Source organism: Pseudomonas oryzihabitans (assembly GCF_007665395.1).
In the GTDB taxonomy this organism is placed as follows: Bacteria; Pseudomonadota; Gammaproteobacteria; order Pseudomonadales; family Pseudomonadaceae; genus Chryseomonas; species Chryseomonas psychrotolerans_C.
Genome location: NZ_VDND01000001.1, coordinates 413,900 through 429,924 on the forward strand (window position 1 = coordinate 413,900; position 16,025 = coordinate 429,924).

The 16,025-nt window shown below is 65.9% G+C and carries 14 protein-coding genes and 1 pseudogene; 11 read left to right on the forward strand and 4 right to left on the reverse strand.

Going from position 1 to position 16,025, the window contains the following annotated elements:
- Positions 1-134 precede the first annotated feature (134 nt).
- The 3 genes from xthA to FSV73_RS01895 all read left to right on the forward strand — a co-directional run bounded on the left by xthA (position 135) and on the right by FSV73_RS01895 (position 3,323).
- The gene (gene xthA, locus FSV73_RS01885; protein ID WP_145003036.1) at positions 135-947 is read left to right on the forward strand and encodes an exodeoxyribonuclease III; all 813 of its coding nucleotides are present in this window, start codon (positions 135-137) and stop codon (positions 945-947) included.
- A 69-nt stretch (positions 948-1,016) separates the two neighbouring features.
- A complete protein-coding gene (locus tag FSV73_RS01890) occupies positions 1,017-2,372 on the forward strand; it encodes a substrate-binding domain-containing protein (RefSeq protein ID WP_145003039.1) in 1,356 nt (451 codons plus the stop codon).
- A 198-nt stretch (positions 2,373-2,570) separates the two neighbouring features.
- Positions 2,571-3,323 (forward strand): class I SAM-dependent methyltransferase, encoded by a 753-nt coding sequence (locus tag FSV73_RS01895; protein WP_145003042.1) that lies wholly within the window; start codon positions 2,571-2,573, stop codon positions 3,321-3,323.
- Here the strand turns inward: FSV73_RS01895 and FSV73_RS01900 are convergent.
- Positions 3,316-3,765 carry a DUF192 domain-containing protein gene (locus FSV73_RS01900; RefSeq protein WP_145003045.1) on the reverse strand — a complete coding sequence of 150 codons (450 nt, stop codon included), beginning with the start codon at positions 3,763-3,765 and terminating at the stop codon, positions 3,316-3,318. The two genes, FSV73_RS01895 and FSV73_RS01900, sit on opposite strands and share 8 nt — an antisense overlap.
- A gap of 64 nt (positions 3,766-3,829) precedes the next feature.
- Here FSV73_RS01900 and FSV73_RS01905 point away from each other — a divergent pair, with 64 nt between their 5' ends.
- Both FSV73_RS01905 and FSV73_RS01910 read left to right on the forward strand, forming a co-directional pair.
- Positions 3,830-5,038, forward strand: coding sequence for an MFS transporter (locus tag FSV73_RS01905; RefSeq protein WP_145003048.1), 1,209 nt, complete (start codon positions 3,830-3,832; stop codon positions 5,036-5,038).
- A complete protein-coding gene (locus tag FSV73_RS01910) occupies positions 5,035-6,240 on the forward strand; it encodes an MFS transporter (RefSeq protein WP_145003051.1) in 1,206 nt (401 codons plus the stop codon). The genes FSV73_RS01905 and FSV73_RS01910 overlap by 4 nt, the downstream gene beginning before the upstream one ends.
- Here the strand turns inward: FSV73_RS01910 and cfaB are convergent.
- Both cfaB and FSV73_RS01920 read right to left on the reverse strand, forming a co-directional pair.
- Entirely contained in the window at positions 6,231-7,415 is a 1,185-nt protein-coding gene (gene cfaB / locus FSV73_RS01915) for a C17 cyclopropane fatty acid synthase CfaB (protein WP_145003054.1), read from the reverse strand. The genes FSV73_RS01910 and cfaB overlap by 10 nt on opposite strands.
- 189 nt (positions 7,416-7,604) lie before the next feature.
- Positions 7,605-7,799 carry a hypothetical protein gene (locus FSV73_RS01920; RefSeq protein ID WP_145003057.1) on the reverse strand — a complete coding sequence of 65 codons (195 nt, stop codon included), beginning with the start codon at positions 7,797-7,799 and terminating at the stop codon, positions 7,605-7,607.
- Between the two features lie 195 nt (positions 7,800-7,994).
- Between FSV73_RS01920 and FSV73_RS01925 the strand changes: the two genes are divergently transcribed.
- The 6 genes and pseudogenes from FSV73_RS01925 to mqo all read left to right on the forward strand — a co-directional run bounded on the left by FSV73_RS01925 (position 7,995) and on the right by mqo (position 14,094).
- Positions 7,995-8,420: a response regulator gene (locus FSV73_RS01925; RefSeq protein ID WP_260856008.1), complete on the forward strand. Its 426-nt coding sequence runs from the start codon at positions 7,995-7,997 to the stop codon at positions 8,418-8,420.
- Between the two features lie 614 nt (positions 8,421-9,034).
- The gene (locus tag FSV73_RS01930; RefSeq protein WP_145004165.1) at positions 9,035-9,343 is read left to right on the forward strand and encodes a type II toxin-antitoxin system HigB family toxin; all 309 of its coding nucleotides are present in this window, start codon (positions 9,035-9,037) and stop codon (positions 9,341-9,343) included.
- Positions 9,333-9,692: a helix-turn-helix domain-containing protein gene (locus FSV73_RS01935; protein WP_145003060.1), complete on the forward strand. Its 360-nt coding sequence runs from the start codon at positions 9,333-9,335 to the stop codon at positions 9,690-9,692. Before FSV73_RS01930 ends, FSV73_RS01935 begins: the two co-directional genes overlap by 11 nt.
- 440 nt (positions 9,693-10,132) lie before the next feature.
- Positions 10,133-10,531, forward strand: a pseudogene (locus FSV73_RS01940) (tyrosine-type recombinase/integrase); the annotation flags it as partial.
- Between the two features lie 21 nt (positions 10,532-10,552).
- Positions 10,553-12,142 (forward strand): ABC-F family ATPase, encoded by a 1,590-nt coding sequence (locus FSV73_RS01945; RefSeq protein ID WP_145003063.1) that lies wholly within the window; start codon positions 10,553-10,555, stop codon positions 12,140-12,142.
- A gap of 455 nt (positions 12,143-12,597) precedes the next feature.
- Positions 12,598-14,094, forward strand: a complete 1,497-nt coding sequence (gene mqo, locus FSV73_RS01950; RefSeq protein WP_145003066.1) for a malate dehydrogenase (quinone) — start codon at positions 12,598-12,600, stop codon at positions 14,092-14,094.
- Positions 14,095-14,216: 122 nt separating this feature from the next.
- Here mqo and FSV73_RS01955 read toward each other — a convergent pair whose 3' ends face one another.
- Entirely contained in the window at positions 14,217-16,010 is a 1,794-nt protein-coding gene (locus FSV73_RS01955) for a gamma-glutamyltransferase family protein (protein WP_145003069.1), read from the reverse strand.
- Between the last annotated feature and the right edge of the window lie 15 nt (positions 16,011-16,025).

Sequence of the window (16,025 nt, forward strand, 5' to 3'; positions counted from 1 at the left end):
TCGGCTTATTCATACGCAGATGCTAACGGTCGTTGCGCTGTGAGACAAACGGCAGCGCAGGCGGTTCGCCGCCTCACCGTTTCGGCAGACTTCCTGCGGATAGGCTAGGATCATCCTTTTTGCGGACGCCCCTAATGAAGATAATATGCTTCAATATCAATGGCTTGAGAGCTAGACCTCATCAGCTTTCTGCGATCATCGAACGCTATGATCCCGACGTCATCGGCCTTCAAGAAACCAAGGTCTCGGACGATCAGTTTCCCCAGGCGGAAATCGAGGCCCTCGGCTACCACGTGCATTACCACGGGCAGAAGGGCCACTACGGGGTGGCGCTGCTATCGCGCCTGGCCCCGCTGGAATTGCACAAGGGCTTTCCCGGCGATGGCGAGGAGTCCCAGAAGAGATTCATCTATGGCGTCTTCGCCGACCGCCAGGGTCAGCCACTGGTGGTCATGAACGGCTATTTCCCCCAGGGCGAGAATACCGCCCATCCCACAAAATTTCCTGGCAAGAGGAAGTTCTACGCGGATCTTCAGAACTTACTTGAGGAGCGTTTCTCGGCCGATACCCCATTACTGCTCATGGGCGACTTCAACATTTCCGCCCAGGATCACGACATCGGCATCGGCGCCGCCAATGCCAAGCGCTGGCTCCGCACCGGTGCCTGCAGTTTCCAGCCCGAGGAACGCGAGTGGATGCAGCGCCTGCTGGGCTGGGGCCTGGTCGACAGCTATCGCCACCTGCATCCCGAGGTGAACGACAGATTCAGCTGGTTTCCCTACCGCAGCCGCGGCTTCGAGGACGAACCCAAGCGAGGCCTGCGAATCGACACCATCCTGGCTTCGCGAGCGTTGCGTGAGCGCATCGCCTCGGCCGGCGTGGATTACGATATCCGCGGCATGGAGAAGCCTTCGGACCACGCACCGATCTGGCTAGAATTGACGTGAAGTCCTGTCACCGCAGCGTCATCCAGCGTCCCTAAGGTAGCGGCCTCGCCGACGTTAGAGGCCCGATCCATGTCGTGTTCCGCCCCGGTAGTCCGCCGCGCGCCCCTGCGGCGAGCGGTGCTCACACTACTGTTACCCCTGCTGTCAGCGCCGCTGCTGGCCAGCGAGCCCGCACCCCTGCTCCTGCGGCTGCAGGGCTCCAATACCGTGAATGCCCAGTTGGGCCCTCGCCTGGTGGCGGCGCTCCTGGCCGAACGCGGCTACCAGGATGTTCGACGCGAGCCAACCGCGGTCATGGACGAATGGCAGCTGACCGCGCGGGGGCCAGACGGCCAGTCGGTCGTCATCCAGATCGCCGCCCATGGCACCGGCACCGGCTTCACCGCCCTGGCCAGCGCCAGCACCGATGTAGCCGCGGCCTCGCGCCCCATCGCGGACGGCGAGGTCAGTGCCTTGGCCAGCCTCGGCGACCTGCGCAGCAAGGACGCGGAATACATCATCGGGCTGGATGGCCTGGCGATCATCGTGCATCCGGGCAACCCCCTGCACGAACTCGATCTGCAGCAACTCGCCCGGGTGTTCGCCGGGGAGATCAGTGACTGGCGACAGCTGGGCGGTACGCCCGGACCCATCAGGCTCTACGCCCGGGACGACCGCTCGGGCACCTATGACACCTTCCGGGACCTGGTGCTGACCCCTGCCGCCAAGCGACTCGATCCCGCTGCCAGGCGCTTCGAATCCAACGAAGAGCTGGCGCAACAGGTCGCCAGCGATCCCGCCGGCATCGGCTTCACCAGTCTCGCGGCCGCGGGCCAGCTGCCGACCCTCGCGCTGCGGGACGGTGAAGGAAGGGCCGTGGCCCCCAGCGAAGCCAGCATTGCCACCGAAGACTATCCCCTGGCACGACGGCTGCTCCTCTATGCCCCGCCCGACCGAGGCCCCGGGTGGGCCGATAGCCTGCTGGAGTTCAGCCAGACGCCAGCCGGGCAGGCGGTCGTCCAGGCCAGCGGCTTCGTCGCCCAACGGATAGCGCCGCTGGCCATCCGCGACACCCAGGGCATGCCGGCCGCCTATGGCGAGCTGGCCCGGCGCGCCCAGCGCCTCACGGTGAATTTTCGCTTCGCTGCCGGTAGCGCGCGCCTGGACAACAAGGCCCTGCGCGATGCCGAACGGCTCGCGACCTACCTGCGGCTACCCGAGAACGCCGAACGGCGACTGGTGCTGGTGGGCTTCAATGATGCCACCGAGGATCCAGCCCGGGCGGCGCTGCTCGCCCGCCTACGGGCCACGGCGGTCGCCACGGCGCTCCGCCACCAGCAGGCCTTCGCCAGTGAACTGCTGTCGCTCGGTGACCAGTTGCCGGTCGCCGGACTCTCGCCGAACGGCCGGATCAAGAACCGCCGCGTCGAGGCCTGGATCTATTAGCGGGCAACGGCTTGCCTTCGACCGACGTCACTGAGATAACCTCAGCGTCGCTGTCTTGCTGCGCCAGCTCTGGCCCAGCGCCGTCGATCGGTCTCGACGATCGAGCACGCCGCGATCGAAAACGTACTTGAAGTAGTTTCTTACCAGGGTCGACAAACGACATCAGAAATCAATCCTAACCTACTGATTTAAAAGACCATGAAGAACGAAGAGAGATTCAGTGATCGTGTCTCCGCCTATGAGAGAGGCCGGCCCGGCTATCCCAGTGTCGTCATCCAGCGGCTGGTCGAACCGCTGGCGCCGGATGGGGTGATCGCGGATATCGGTGCCGGTACCGGACTGCTGACCCGGGATTTTCTCAAGGCGGGCTACACCGTCCATGCCATCGAGCCCAATGCCCCCATGCGCCAATCGATGGAGGCGACCTTGGGCAACCATGCGGGCTTCCACGCCTGGAACGGGACGGCGGAAGACACCGGGCTCGGCGAGCGCAGCGTGGATCTCATCGTCGCCGGCCAGGCCTTCCACTGGTTCGACCAGGCACGGGCGCGACGCGAATTCGCCCGGATCCTGCGCCCGAGCGGCATGGTGGCGCTAATCTGGAACTATCGGCTGTCGGCTAGCAGCCCCTTCATGGCGGGCTACGAAGAGATGTTGCTCCGCCATGGCACCGACTATCAGCAGGTGGAGCATCGCCATCTGCAGCCCGCCGCCCTGGCGCGATTCTTCGGCGACCGGGGATGCCAGCTATGGGTGGTGGACAATGCCCAGTGGCTGGATCGCGCCGGCTTGCAGGCGCGGGTCGATTCCACGTCCTACCTGCCCGCCCCGGGGAGCAGCGGGCACCCGGCGCTGGTGGCCGACCTCGATCGACTGTTCGCGACCCACGCCGAAGGGGACCGGGTGCGCTTCGACTACGACACCCTGGTGTACAGCGGCCCCCTCACCTGAATGCCGGGGCGACCGCCTCCAGCCCCTGGATACGAGCGCCCTGACCGACGCCGCGAGCCGAAAACCATCCGCTCGCGGTCTCCAGGGCATAGCGCGCCGGGGCGCGGGAGCAATGGCGGGCATCGCTCAGCGGCTGCATCTCGGCGGTATTGAGGATCTCCCCCTGGGCGGTGATGAAGGCCGCCGCCAGGGGGCTGGGGGTATCGCGCATCCACAGGCAGCGTTGCTCGTCGTCGGGAAACACGAACAGCATGCCTTCATCGGCGCGCAGGGGCGGTCGCCCCATGAGTCCCTGGGCGCGCTGGCTGGGTGTCGTGGCGATCTCGACCCTCAGGCGGTGATCGCCGATGCGCAACTCGAGGCGCTCCGCGGCATGCGCCGTGACCGTCAGGGTTGCCAGCAGGACCAGCAGGCCGCGACCGACGTGGACAAAAAACCTCATCGCATGTGACCTTTGCCAGGCGAAAGCAATCTACCCCACATTGTCAGACAACCTCTCGAGTCCGATGTCTACCGCAAGCCTGCCGCCCGCACCCTCGCCCGCCCTGGCCACCCGCATCACCCTGGGTACGGTGCTGTTCACCTTCATCGCCTACCTTATCATCGGCATCCCCCTGGCCGTATTGCCGGGCTATGTGCATGGCGAGCTGGGCTTCAACTCCATCATCGCCGGTCTGGTGATCAGCAGCCAGTACCTGGCCACCCTGCTCTCGCGCTCCCACGCCGGGCGCATCATCGACACCGTGGGTGCCAAGCAGTCGGTGCTCTACGGGATGCTGGGTTGTGGCATAAGCGGGGTGCTGATGCTGGCGTCGGTACTGTTGCAGGCCTGGCCCTGGGTCAGTCTGGCGGCGCTGTTGCTGGGCCGACTGGTGCTGGGCTGCGCAGAGAGCCTGTCCGGCACCGGCGCCATCTCCTGGGCGATCGGCCGGGTCGGACCCAGCAACACCGCCAAGGTGATCTCCTGGAATGGCGTCGCCAGCTATGGCGCCCTGGCCATAGGCGCGCCCCTGGGCGTGGTGCTGGTCGACGGCCTCGGCCTGTGGATCATGGGCGCCAGCATCATCGGCCTGGCGATCCTGGGCTATCGCATCGCCAAGCCGCGCCCGCCCATCGTGCCGGTACGCGGCGACCGCCTGCCCTTCACCACGGTGCTGGGACGGGTGCTGCCCTATGGGCTCGGCCTGGCGCTGGGGGGCATCGGCTTCGGCACCCTGGCCACCTTCATCACCCTCTACTACGCCAGCCAGGGCTGGAGCGGCGCGGCGCTGTGCCTCTCGGTGTTCGGCTGTTTCTTCATCGGCGTGCGCCTGGTGTTCGCCAACGCCATCAACCGGCATGGCGGCTTTCGCGTGGCCATCGTCAGCCTCGGCGTGGAAGCCGTGGGGTTGGCCACGCTCTGGCTCGCACCCGGCATGACCACCGCCCTGGTCGGCGCCGCCCTCACCGGCATCGGTTTCTCGCTGGTGTTTCCCGCCCTCGCCGTGGAAGCCGTTCAGCGGGTACCAGCCTCCAATCGCGGGGCCGCCCTGGCGGGGTACTCGGTGTTCATCGACCTGTCGCTGGCGGTGACCGGCCCGCTCATCGGCGCGGTGGCCACCCATTTCGGCTATGCCGCCAGCTTCCTCTGTGCGGCCTTGGCCGCGCTGGCCGGGTTGGCCCTCAGCATCCGCCTCCTCCGCCGTTTCGACGCGTCCTCGCGAGAACAGCCATGACCACCACCGCCCCGCTGGACACCGCGCTCGCCGTCAACTTGCGCATCGTTTCCATCGTCATCTTCAGTTTCCTGCTGTTCCTCGCCATCGGCCTGCCGCTGGCGATCCTGCCAGGCTACGTGCATGACGATCTCGGCTACGGCTCGGTGATCGCCGGGCTGGCGATCAGCATCCAGTACCTGGCCACCCTCTTCACCCGGCCGCTTGCCGGCAAGCTGGCGGACAGCATCGGTGCCAAGCGCGGGGTCATCTATGGGCTGTTCGGTTGCGTCGCCTGTGGCGTCCTGACCCTGGCGGCCACCGCCCTGGAGTCCGTTCCGCCGCTCAGCCTCGGCCTGCTGATCGTCGGCCGGGTGATCCTGGGCATGTCCCAGGCGTTGATCGGCACGGGCTGCCTGAGCTGGGGCATGGGCAGCGTCGGCATGCAGCACGTGAGCAAGGTCATCTCCTGGAATGGCATCGCCGCCTACGGTGCCCTGGCCATCGGCGCCCCGCTCGGCGTCGCCATGGTGGCAGGGCTGGGGCTGTGGAGCCTGGGCGTGTCCATCGCCCTGCTCGGCGCCCTGGGTCTGGCACTGGCCTGGAACAAGGTACCGGCGCCGGTCATCGCCGGTGAGCGGCTCCCCTTCCACAAGGTATTCTGGCGCATCAGCCCCTTCGGCCTGTGCCTCTTGCTGAGCTCCATCGGCTTCGGCGCCATCGCCACCTTCGTCACCCTCTACTACGCCAGCAATGGCTGGCCCAACGCGGCCTTCTGCCTGACCGCCTTCGGCGGTGCCTTCATCTGCGCCCGCCTGCTGTTCGCCGGCACCATCAATACGCTAGGCGGCTTCCGGGTCGCCCTGGCCTGCTTCACGGTGGAAACCCTGGGCCTCCTGCTGCTGTGGCTGGCGGTCACCCCGCAGATGGCCCTTATCGGTGCCGCCATGGCCGGGTTCGGCCTCTCGCTGGTCTACCCGGCACTGGGCGTTGAAGCCATCGTCAAGGTGCCGCCCACTAACCGCAGCGCGGCCTTGGGCGCCTATTCGCTGTGCCTGGATCTGGCTCTGGGCATCACCGGTCCGCTGGCCGGCGCCATTGCCAACGGCTTCGGCTTCAGCGCCATCTTCCTGTTCGCCGGGCTGATGGCCCTCGCCGGCCTGGGCCTGAGCGCCCTGCTCTACCGCCGGGCGCTCGCTGAGCGCGGGGTCGCTCAGCCGTAGATATCCCCGCGCGACCAGGGCAGCTCGATCCGGCCGTCAGCATGGGGCCGGGCGGCGAGCAGCTGGTGGATGTTCACCCAGTTCTTGCGGAAGGCATAGGCGCAGCCCGGCAGGTACAGGCGCCAGATGCGCAATGCCTCCGCCGGCACCAGCCGCGCCGCCTCCTCCAGGCGCGCCTCCAGCGCCGCACTCCAGAAGTCGAGGGTACGCGCATAGTGGCGGCGCAAACTCTCGACATCCACGACTTCCAGGCCTGCCGCGCTCATCTCGGCGACGGCGAGAGAAAGGTGCGGCAGTTCGCCGTGGGGGAAGACGTAGCGGTCGATGAAGTCACCACCGCCATGACCGACCGCCCGCCCATCGGCGTGCAGGGCGGTGATGCCGTGGTTGAGCACCAGTCCACCCGGGCGGACGGCGTTGAACAGCGTGCGGAAATACAGCGGCAGGTTGGCCAGGCCGACGTGTTCGAACATGCCGACACTGACCACCTTGTCGTAGCGGCCATCGTCCGGCAGGTCGCGGTAGTCCAGCAGCTCCAGGGTGACCTGGTCGGCCAGCCCTTCCGCGGCTACCCGTGCCCGCGCCCCTTCCAGCTGTTCCCGCGACAGGGTGATGCCGTGCACCTGCACCCCGTGCTCCCGCGCCGCGTGACGTGCCAGGCCGCCCCAGCCGCAGCCCACGTCGAGCAATCGCTCGCCCGACTGGAGGCGCAATTTGCGGCAGAGCAACTCCAGCTTGTCACGCTGGGCGGTCGCCAGGTCTTCCGCGCCGGTCTTGAAATAGGCGCAGGAATAGACCAGCTCCGGATCGAGCCAGAGACGATAGAAGTCATTGGACAGGTCGTAGTGATAGGCGACCGCCGACGCGTCCGTCGCCTTGTCATGGGGCTGAGGAGCAACGTCCGTCGACGGCGCCACAGCTGCCAGCGCCTGGCTCAACCGATCGCCAATCTCGATGACTTCCTGGATATCCCCTTCCAGGTCGATCCGCGACTCCACGAAGGCCCGTCCCAGGGCATCCAGATTGAGCTGCCGGGGATCGGCCAGCACCTGCGGATCCTTCACCACCAGGGTGACCCGCGGCGCGGCGCCCAGCTCGAGCTCCGGCCCCTGGTCGATACGGATCCGCAAGGGAAGATTAAGTCGCTGCAGTGCAGTGGGTAGCGTGGGATACATGGGCGTGCTCCTGGCGGTTGTGAACGGGCGCCGCTCGCCGGACGTCGCTCTACCTCCCTCGGTCGCTAAGGCGCACTGGCCAACAACCTAACCGGAATACATGTTTTGTTACACCTCATTTTCGCGAGGCAGCCTTGCGTCTTTCGCAAGACTGGACGCGAAGGAAAGCAGTGGAAACAGCAGCGTCGGTCAGAGCGGACCCGGATCGGGAATGGGCGCAGGCGCCTTGGGTGGCTCGGTCAGGTTTTCGACCACCTCGTCGGGAATCTCGGTGTCGATCTCCTCGTCGGCCATGTCCGAATCGTTCAAGGGAGCCTGATCACCGCCCAGCCACCAGGCCAGCGGATGAACGGTGCGGGTTGTCGCGGTAACGGATGCATGCATGGGGTGGCTCCTGTGCCGGTAAGTCTCCAGCGTTAGTAGGCCGCTACCCAGAGAGGTTTCACCGAGGCGTTCACCATACGTCGCCAGGCGCTCGATCAGGGGCGGATCTCAGCGCACAACGGCCGAATGGGCTCGGAACGGGAGTCCGCCCGTACAATCCGGCACCCAGAATGCCATCACCCGACTAGACTCAAGGTGACCTACTGCCCGGAATACCTGCCCATGGATACGCCCAACCGCTCTGCCAACGCCGAGCCATTGCTGGCGGTCGTCGCCGAAGACGAATTGCTGCTGCAGGCCCTGGTTCGCGAAGTCCTGAAGCAGGAAGGCTTTCAGGTGGAAACCTTTGGTACCGCCGATGCGGCGCTGCAGTTCCTGGAGTTGCATTGGCAACAGGTGAACCTGGTGGTATCCAACGTCCGGATGCCAGGCGTGATCGACGGCATCCAGCTGGCGAAGATCGTCACCGAGCGTTGGCCCTCGGTGCCCTTCGTCCTGATGTCCGGCTATGCCGGCCTGCGCAATGACATCCCCCCGGGCGTACCCTTCCTGCACAAGCCCTGGACCCTGGATCAGCTGACGGAAGCCGTGTGGAAGGTGGTGCCCCACCCGGACGGTTAGCGGCCAGCACCTCACCGCCCCCACTGGATCTCCGCCCTACCCGACCGGAACGACCCGTCCCTGCCGCATGCGCTCCAGCAACGCCGCCGCCTCACGCTAGGCCCGGGCTATGTCCCGGTTAAGGTCACCCTGGTCCCTGCCGGTTCCGGCGCTCGCCGCCGTGTGGGCGCCGACGATGTTATGGACCTTGCCCAGCAGGGCGACGGTGGCCGTGGCCATCTTCCGGCACCGGTAGGGATCCCGCGCTCCTGCTGGGTCATGTCCATCGGAGCGTTGCCGGCACCCGCCCAGGTAGCTGGGTCAACATCACGCGGCACGGTCTCTACCAGCTCGTCGCGCCGTTTTTCCAGGCGCTGGAGATGATCGTCATGCCTGTCAGCTCCCCCCACCGTGGCGCCCAGGATCGGGCTGTCGTCTGATGCTGCCTTCGCAGGGAACAAGGTCCTGCTCAGCCCGCGGCGCTGGGTTTGCTTGAGGGATCGATCGCCGGCCCGGGTAACGGCCTCGATGGGTGATGCGGTCGGCTTCCCGACTATCCAACAGCGACCTCCGGCCAGCACTTGTACTGATCAAGTCCGAGGAATAAAATCTCCCAAAATGGGAGAGCCGCCTTGATGCGAGTTATCGCAAAAAGCACCTTGGTGAAGTTTTGGCAGGTGCAAGGCCAGCAAGACGCACAAACACCGCTGGAAATCTGGCATGACATCGCCACAAAAGCCAACTGGAAGACGCCCCAGGATGTAAAGCACCAGATCGGCACTGCCAGCATCTGTGGTAACAACCGGGTGGCATTCAACATCGGCGGTAACAAGTACCGCCTGGTCGTCGAAATGCAGTACAGGGCTGGCATTGCTTGGGTCAAGTTTGTCGGAACCCATGCTCGCTACGACGAGATCAACGTGGAGACAGTCAATGAATGTTAAGCCGATCCGCAACGACGACGACCTTCGTGCCGCCTTTCTGCGGCTCGAGGCGGTTTTCCAGGCCCAGGAAGGCACGCCCGAGGCTGACGAAATGGAAGTTTTGGTGACCCTGATTGAGGCCTACGAGAACAAGCACTATCCAATAGGCCCGGCGAACCCAATTGATGCCATCAAATTCCGTATGGAGCAGCAAGGCCTGACGCCGAGGGACCTCGAGAAATACATAGGGCCTAGTGGGCGGGTATCAGAAGTTCTGAGCGGCAAGCGACGCCTGAGCATTTCGATGATCAAGCGCCTGCATGAAGGCCTGAAAATCCCTTACGAGAGCCTACTGGCCGGAGTCACTTAGCCCGCGGCCAGATTTCACAGGTACGCATCCTGGCAGGTGATTGGCTTCACGGGGACGCCGAGCAGATAGCCGCCGGCCGTGATGGCCGATTTCGCCACTGCGCCAAGCTCCTTTTCACCGGTTACCGCGCCACTCACCGCCGAACCAAGCTGACGCCACGCGTTAATCGCCTATCAGGCCGGTGATATGGATCCCGGATGACCGCTCAGGGCGGCGCCGAGGATGTCATGCAGCACTGGGAAGGCTGACACGCCGAAACCCGGGGTGCTCTTGGCCACCCAGACGCGGTGCTCTCGTCCTTGTCCTCGTCCGGCCCCTTGCCGATGAGCATGGTCGGCGATGTCTTGGTGATCATCCGGAAGATCTCTGCAGGCGTGCGCATCCCCTCCAGCACCGCCGCAGCGATGCGCTGAGGCCGGACGTACAACCTGCCCAGCTGCCTCAACGAACGGTCGACCCACGCCCTGCGCTCCACCCAGCAGCACACCGAGCGGCGTCGGAAGGGCTCGGGCAAGACCAAGAAGAAACCGTTCGTCTTCCCGCCGTCGAAGAACGCCAAGCACGTGAAGCAGACGTCAGACGTCCACCACCAATGGAGACCGGCACTCGATGCCCTAGGCATCCGCCATCGGCCGCCGTACAACTGCCGCCACACCTATGCCACAATATGCCTCATGTCGGGCATGAACCCCGCCTTCATTGCAGGCCAGCTAGGCCACAGCGTGCAGATGCTGCTATCGACCTATGCCCGCTGGATCTCCTCCCAATCCGACTGGAACGAAATCGCAAAGCTGCAGATTGGCCCCAAATTGGCCCCGGCGGCAATCGAACCAGCCTGAAACCCTTTACAGGTAAGCCCTTTGATCTCCACCGCTAACATCACCATGCAGTTTGGCGCCAAGCCGCTGTTCGAGAACGTGTCCGTCAAATTCGGCAACGGCCACCGCTATGGCCTGATCGGCGCCAACGGCTGCGGCAAGTCCACCTTCATGAAGATCCTCGGGGGCGATCTCGAACCCACCGGCGGCCAGGTGATGCTCGAACCCAACGTCCGCCTGGGCAAGCTGCGCCAGGATCAGTTCGCCTATGAAGACTGCACGGTCATCGACACCGTGATCATGGGCCACGCCGAACTGGCCAAGGTCAAGGCCGAGCGCGACCGCATCTACTCTCTGCCGGAAATGAGCGAAGACGACGGCATGGCCGTGGCCGAACTGGAGGTGCAGTTCGCCGAATTCGACGGCTACACCGCCGAAGCCCGTGCCGGCGAACTGCTGCTGGGCCTGGGCATTCCGCAGGACCAGCACTTCGGCCCCATGAGCGCCGTCGCGCCCGGCTGGAAGCTGCGCGTGCTGCTGGCCCAGGCCCTCTTCTCCGATCCGGAACTGCTGCTGCTCGACGAACCGACCAACCACCTGGACATCAACACCATCCGCTGGCTGGAAGGCATCCTGGTCGCGCGCAACAGCACCATGATCATCATTTCCCACGACCGTCACTTCCTGAACAGCGTCTGCACCCACATGGCCGACCTGGACTATGGCGAGCTGCGCCTGTTCCCCGGCAACTACGACGAGTACATGACCGCGGCCACCCAGGCCCGCGAGCGGCTGCTGTCGGACAACGCCAAGAAGAAGGCCCAGATCGCCGAACTGCAGCAGTTCGTCAGCCGCTTCTCGGCCAACGCCTCCAAGGCCAAGCAGGCCACCAGCCGGGCGCGGCAGATCGACAAGATCCAGCTGGACGAGGTCAAGCCGTCCAGTCGGGTCAGCCCCTTCATCCGTTTCGAGCAGTACAAGAAGCTGCACCGCCAGGCGGTGACGCTGGAAAACGTTACCCAGGGCTTCGATGGCACCCCGCTGTTCAAGCGCCTGGGCCTGCAGATCGAAGCCGGCGAGCGGGTCGCCATCATCGGCCCCAACGGGATCGGCAAGACCACCCTGCTGCGCACCCTGGTGGGTGAACTGACGCCGCAGAGCGGCGAGGTGAAATGGACCGACAGCGCCGACGTCGGCTACTTCGCCCAGGACCACGCGGATGACTTCGCCGACGACACGACCCTGTTCGACTGGATGGGCCAGTGGACGCAAGGCGGGGAGCAACTGGTACGCGGCACCCTCGGCCGCATGCTGTTCTCCAGCGACGACATCCAGAAATCGGTCAAGGTCATCTCCGGTGGCGAGCAGGGTCGCATGCTGTTCGGCAAACTGATCCTGAAGAAGCCCAACGTGCTGGTGATGGATGAACCCACCAACCACCTCGACATGGAATCCATCGAGGCGCTGAACCTGGCGCTGGAAAACTATCCGGGCACCCTGATCTTCGTCAGCCACGACCGTGAATTCGTCTCCTCGCTGGCCACGCGCATCCTCGACATGAGCGAGAGCGGCGTAGTGGATTTCAGCGGCAGCTACGACGACTACCTGCGCAGCCAGGGCATCAACGGCTGACCGCCCCACCCGTGTAGTGGATCGCAGGATCCACTACACGAAAAAAATAGAGGGTGCCCTAAACAGTTACCCTAGGTATCATTTCGCACCGAAACGGGTACACGACCAGGATCGCCGCGATCATCACCTATCGTTTGCGCCGGGAGACCAGGGGTCTCCTGCCACGTCTCGTAACACGTAGCGCCCCCTCCCGGCACGCTCGACGGGTTCCCTGTCGCATCCCGATCTCCCCGCCTGGCACCGGCCTCCTCCGGTCCGCCAGGCCCCTTGCTCCCCGCTCGATAAATCAGAACATTGCCGGACGGCCGCTGTCGCAACTGACTGCCATGCCCTACCGGTTGCTCGCCCCTGCCTGGCCGTTCGCGGTCAGCCCGGGGTTGCCCAACTCGAGCGCGGGCTCCGACGCCCGCGCTCCCTCAGGTGTAAAGCGAGACACTGTCTCAGGAGTACGATGAATGCACAGTGGTAACGAAGAGTCGGATTTCGTTTTCGTCGGCGCGGGAATCATGAGCGCGACCCTGGCGGTCATGCTCAAGGAACTGGAGCCCACGAGTACCGTCGAGGTGCTCGAGCTGCTCGACGTAGGCGCGGCGGAGAGTTCCAACCCCTGGAACAACGCCGGAACCGGCCATGCGGCCCTCTGCGAGTTGAACTACACGCCGGAAAAGGCGGACGGCAGCATCGACATCACCAAGGCGCTCAGCATCAACGCGATGTTCGAGGCGTCCAAGCAATTCTGGTCCTACCTGGTCGAGGAAGGTCACTTCGGCTCGCCGCGCGCCTTCATCAGCCCGGTGCCGCACATGTCCTTCGTCCATGGTGCCAAGGACATGGCCTTCCTGCGCAAGCGCTACGAGGCGCTCAAGGACCACGCCTGCTTCGACGGCATGGAGTATTCCGAAGACCACGCCAAGCTGCGCGAGTGGATGCCCCTGGTGATGGAAGGCCGGCCGGCCACCGAAGCCGTGGCGGCGACCCATGTGGGTGGCGGCACCGACGTCAACTTTGGCGCCCTGACCATGAGCCTGCTGGGCCACTTGCAGACCCGCAGCGGTACCAAGGTCAGCTACAACCAGAAGGTGGTGGACCTGAGCCGCGAGGCGGACCAGCGCTGGCGCCTGACCATCGAGGACAGCCGTTCCGGTGCCACGCGCACGCTGGTCGCCAAGTTCGTCTTCCTCGGCGCGGGTGGCGCGGCCCTCCCCCTGCTGCAGAAATCCGGCATTCCCGAGGGCGCCGGGTACGGCGGCTTCCCGGTGAGCGGCCAGTGGCTGCGTTGCGACGACCCGCACATCGTCGAACGGCACCAGGCCAAGGTCTATGGCCTGGCCGGCGTCAACTCGCCACCGATGTCGGTCCCGCACCTGGACACCCGCGTCGTGGATGGCAAGAAGTCCCTGCTGTTCGGGCCCTTCGCTGGCTTCACCACCAAGTTTCTCAAGCGTGGCTCCTTCCTCGACCTGCCCAAGTCGATCAAGTCGGGCAACATCGGTCCGATGCTCGCCGTTGCGCGGGACAACATGCCGCTGACCCGCTACCTGGTCGGCCAGGTACTGCAGTCCTTCGACCAGCGCGTCGAGGAGCTGCGCGCCTTCTACCCCGCCGTGCGCAAGCAGGACTGGCGCCTGGAAGTGGCCGGCCAGCGGGTGCAGATCATCAAGAAGGATCCGCAGAAAGGCGGCGTGCTGCAATTCGGCACCGAGATCGTCGCCTCCGGTGACGGCACCATCGCCGCCCTGCTGGGCGCCTCCCCTGGTGCCTCCACCTCGGTCTCCATCATGCTGACCCTGGTCGAGCGCTGCTTCCCCAGCCGCTTCCAGAGCGAAGACTGGCAGGCCAAGCTGCGCACCATGTTCCCGGCCTTCGGTCACAAGCTGGCGGAAGAGCCGGAGCTGCTGCGCGAAGTGCGGGAACGCACGACCCGCGTGCTTCAGCTCGACCAGCCGGCCTGACCCCACCTGGATGGCCCACTGGCGGGCCATCCCTGCTCCTGACGTTCCCCACCCCAGCAAAACCGCCCCCTCTCCCCTTGGGAGAGGGTTGGGGTGAGGGGCTATCGCCCTCCGACGCCCGCCTAATCCCCCAACGCCGCGCCCTCCCGCCGCGGATCGGCACCGCCCTGCCAGCCTGATCCCACCCGCCGAATGACCTGGATGCCACTGGTCATCTCGTCCTCGCGCACCTCATGGCCGCGCGCCTCCAGCGCCTGGCGCAACCCGGCCGTGGTCTCGCCTCTTTCAAGCTCGGTAGGCCCATTGCGGCTGCCAAAATTAGGCAGTCCTGCCGCCGCCTGGGCATCCAGTTGCCAGTCCAGCAAGCCGACCAGGGTCTTGACCACGTAGCCGGCGATCTGCGAACCACCCGGCGAACCCAGCGCGGCGACCAGCTCGCCGCTGTCTCGATCGAACACCAGCGTCGGCGACATGGTGGACCGTGGCCGCTTGCCGGGCTCCACCCGGTTGGCCACGGGCAGGCCCTTCTCCCGCGGCAGGAAGGAAAAGTCCGTCAGCTGGTTGTTGAGCATGAAGCCCTGCACCATCAGGTGGGAACCGAAGTAGCTCTCTACCGTGGTGGTCATGGACAGAGCGCCGCCCCAGGCATCCGCCGCCACCACCTGGGAGGTGGAGATGCGCAGCGGCGAGCGATCCGGCGCCCAGGCCAGGGTCGGGCCGGGCGGAACCCCCGGCGTGGCCTTGCCCAGGCTGCGCTCGCCGACCTGCTGCGCACGACTGGCCAGATACCCAGGATCGAGCAGACCCTTGACGTTCACCGGCACCTGCTCCGGATCGGCCACGTACTGGGCGCGATCGGCATAGGCCAGGCGCTCGGCTTCGGCGATCAGATGGACCGCCTCCGGGCGCGGCTCCTGGGCCGCCGGTAGCGAGGTGGGCACGGGGCGCAGCGGCGCCAAGGCCCAGGCGGGGTCGCGCGCCTCCAGCGCCTGCAGGATCCCCAGCGTCTGGGCCACGGTGAGGCCGCCGGCCGGCGGCGGCATGCCGCAGACGCGCCAGCGGTGATAGTCCGTGCACAGCGGCGCACGGGCCTTGGCGCGGTAGCGGGCGAGATCGGCAAGACTCAGGCTGCCGGGATTGGCGCTGCCCTGGACGGCCGTCGCGATGGCCTGGGCCAGCTCGCCGCGATAGAGCGCCCCGGCCCCCTCCCTGGCGATCAGCGCCAGGCTGTCGGCGAGCGCCGGGTTACGCAGGCGGGTGCCCACCGGCTTCACCTGGCCCTGGGCATCCAGGTAGAGGGCGGCCATCTCGGGCGACTGCTTGAGGAAGGGGTCTTGGACGAGCTGGTTGTACAGCCGCGGCGACAGCGGAAAGCCGTCCCGCGCCAGGCGGATGGCCGGTTCGAACAGGGTCGGCCAAGCCAGCTTGCCATGGTCGCGGTGGGCCAGTTCCAGCGCGCGCAACACCCCCGGCACGCCCACCGAGCGCCCGCCGATGCGGGCCTCCTCGAAGGCCATGGGAGTGCCATCCGCATGCAGGAAGAGGCGCTCCGTGGCACCGGCTGGCGCGGTCTCGCGACCGTCGTAGGCCTGGACCCTACGGCCGTCCCAATAGAGCAGGAAGGCGCCACCCCCGATACCGGAGGACTGCGGCTCGACCAGGGTCAGGACGGCCTGCATGGCGATGGCGGCATCGATGGCGCTGCCGCCCTGAAGCAGGATCTCCCGTCCCGCCTCGGCGGCCAGTGGATTGGCCGCGGCTGCCATGGCACGCCTGGCCTCGCTGGCCACGAGCCCCGCCCGATAGCCGGAAGCGGCTTCCGGGGCCTGGGGGAGCGTCGCCTTCGGGCTGGACGCGCAGCCGGAGAGGGTCAAGGACAGCAGCAGTGAGGAAAGCAGCGAGGGAGGAAGGCGCAACGGGTATCTCCTGGG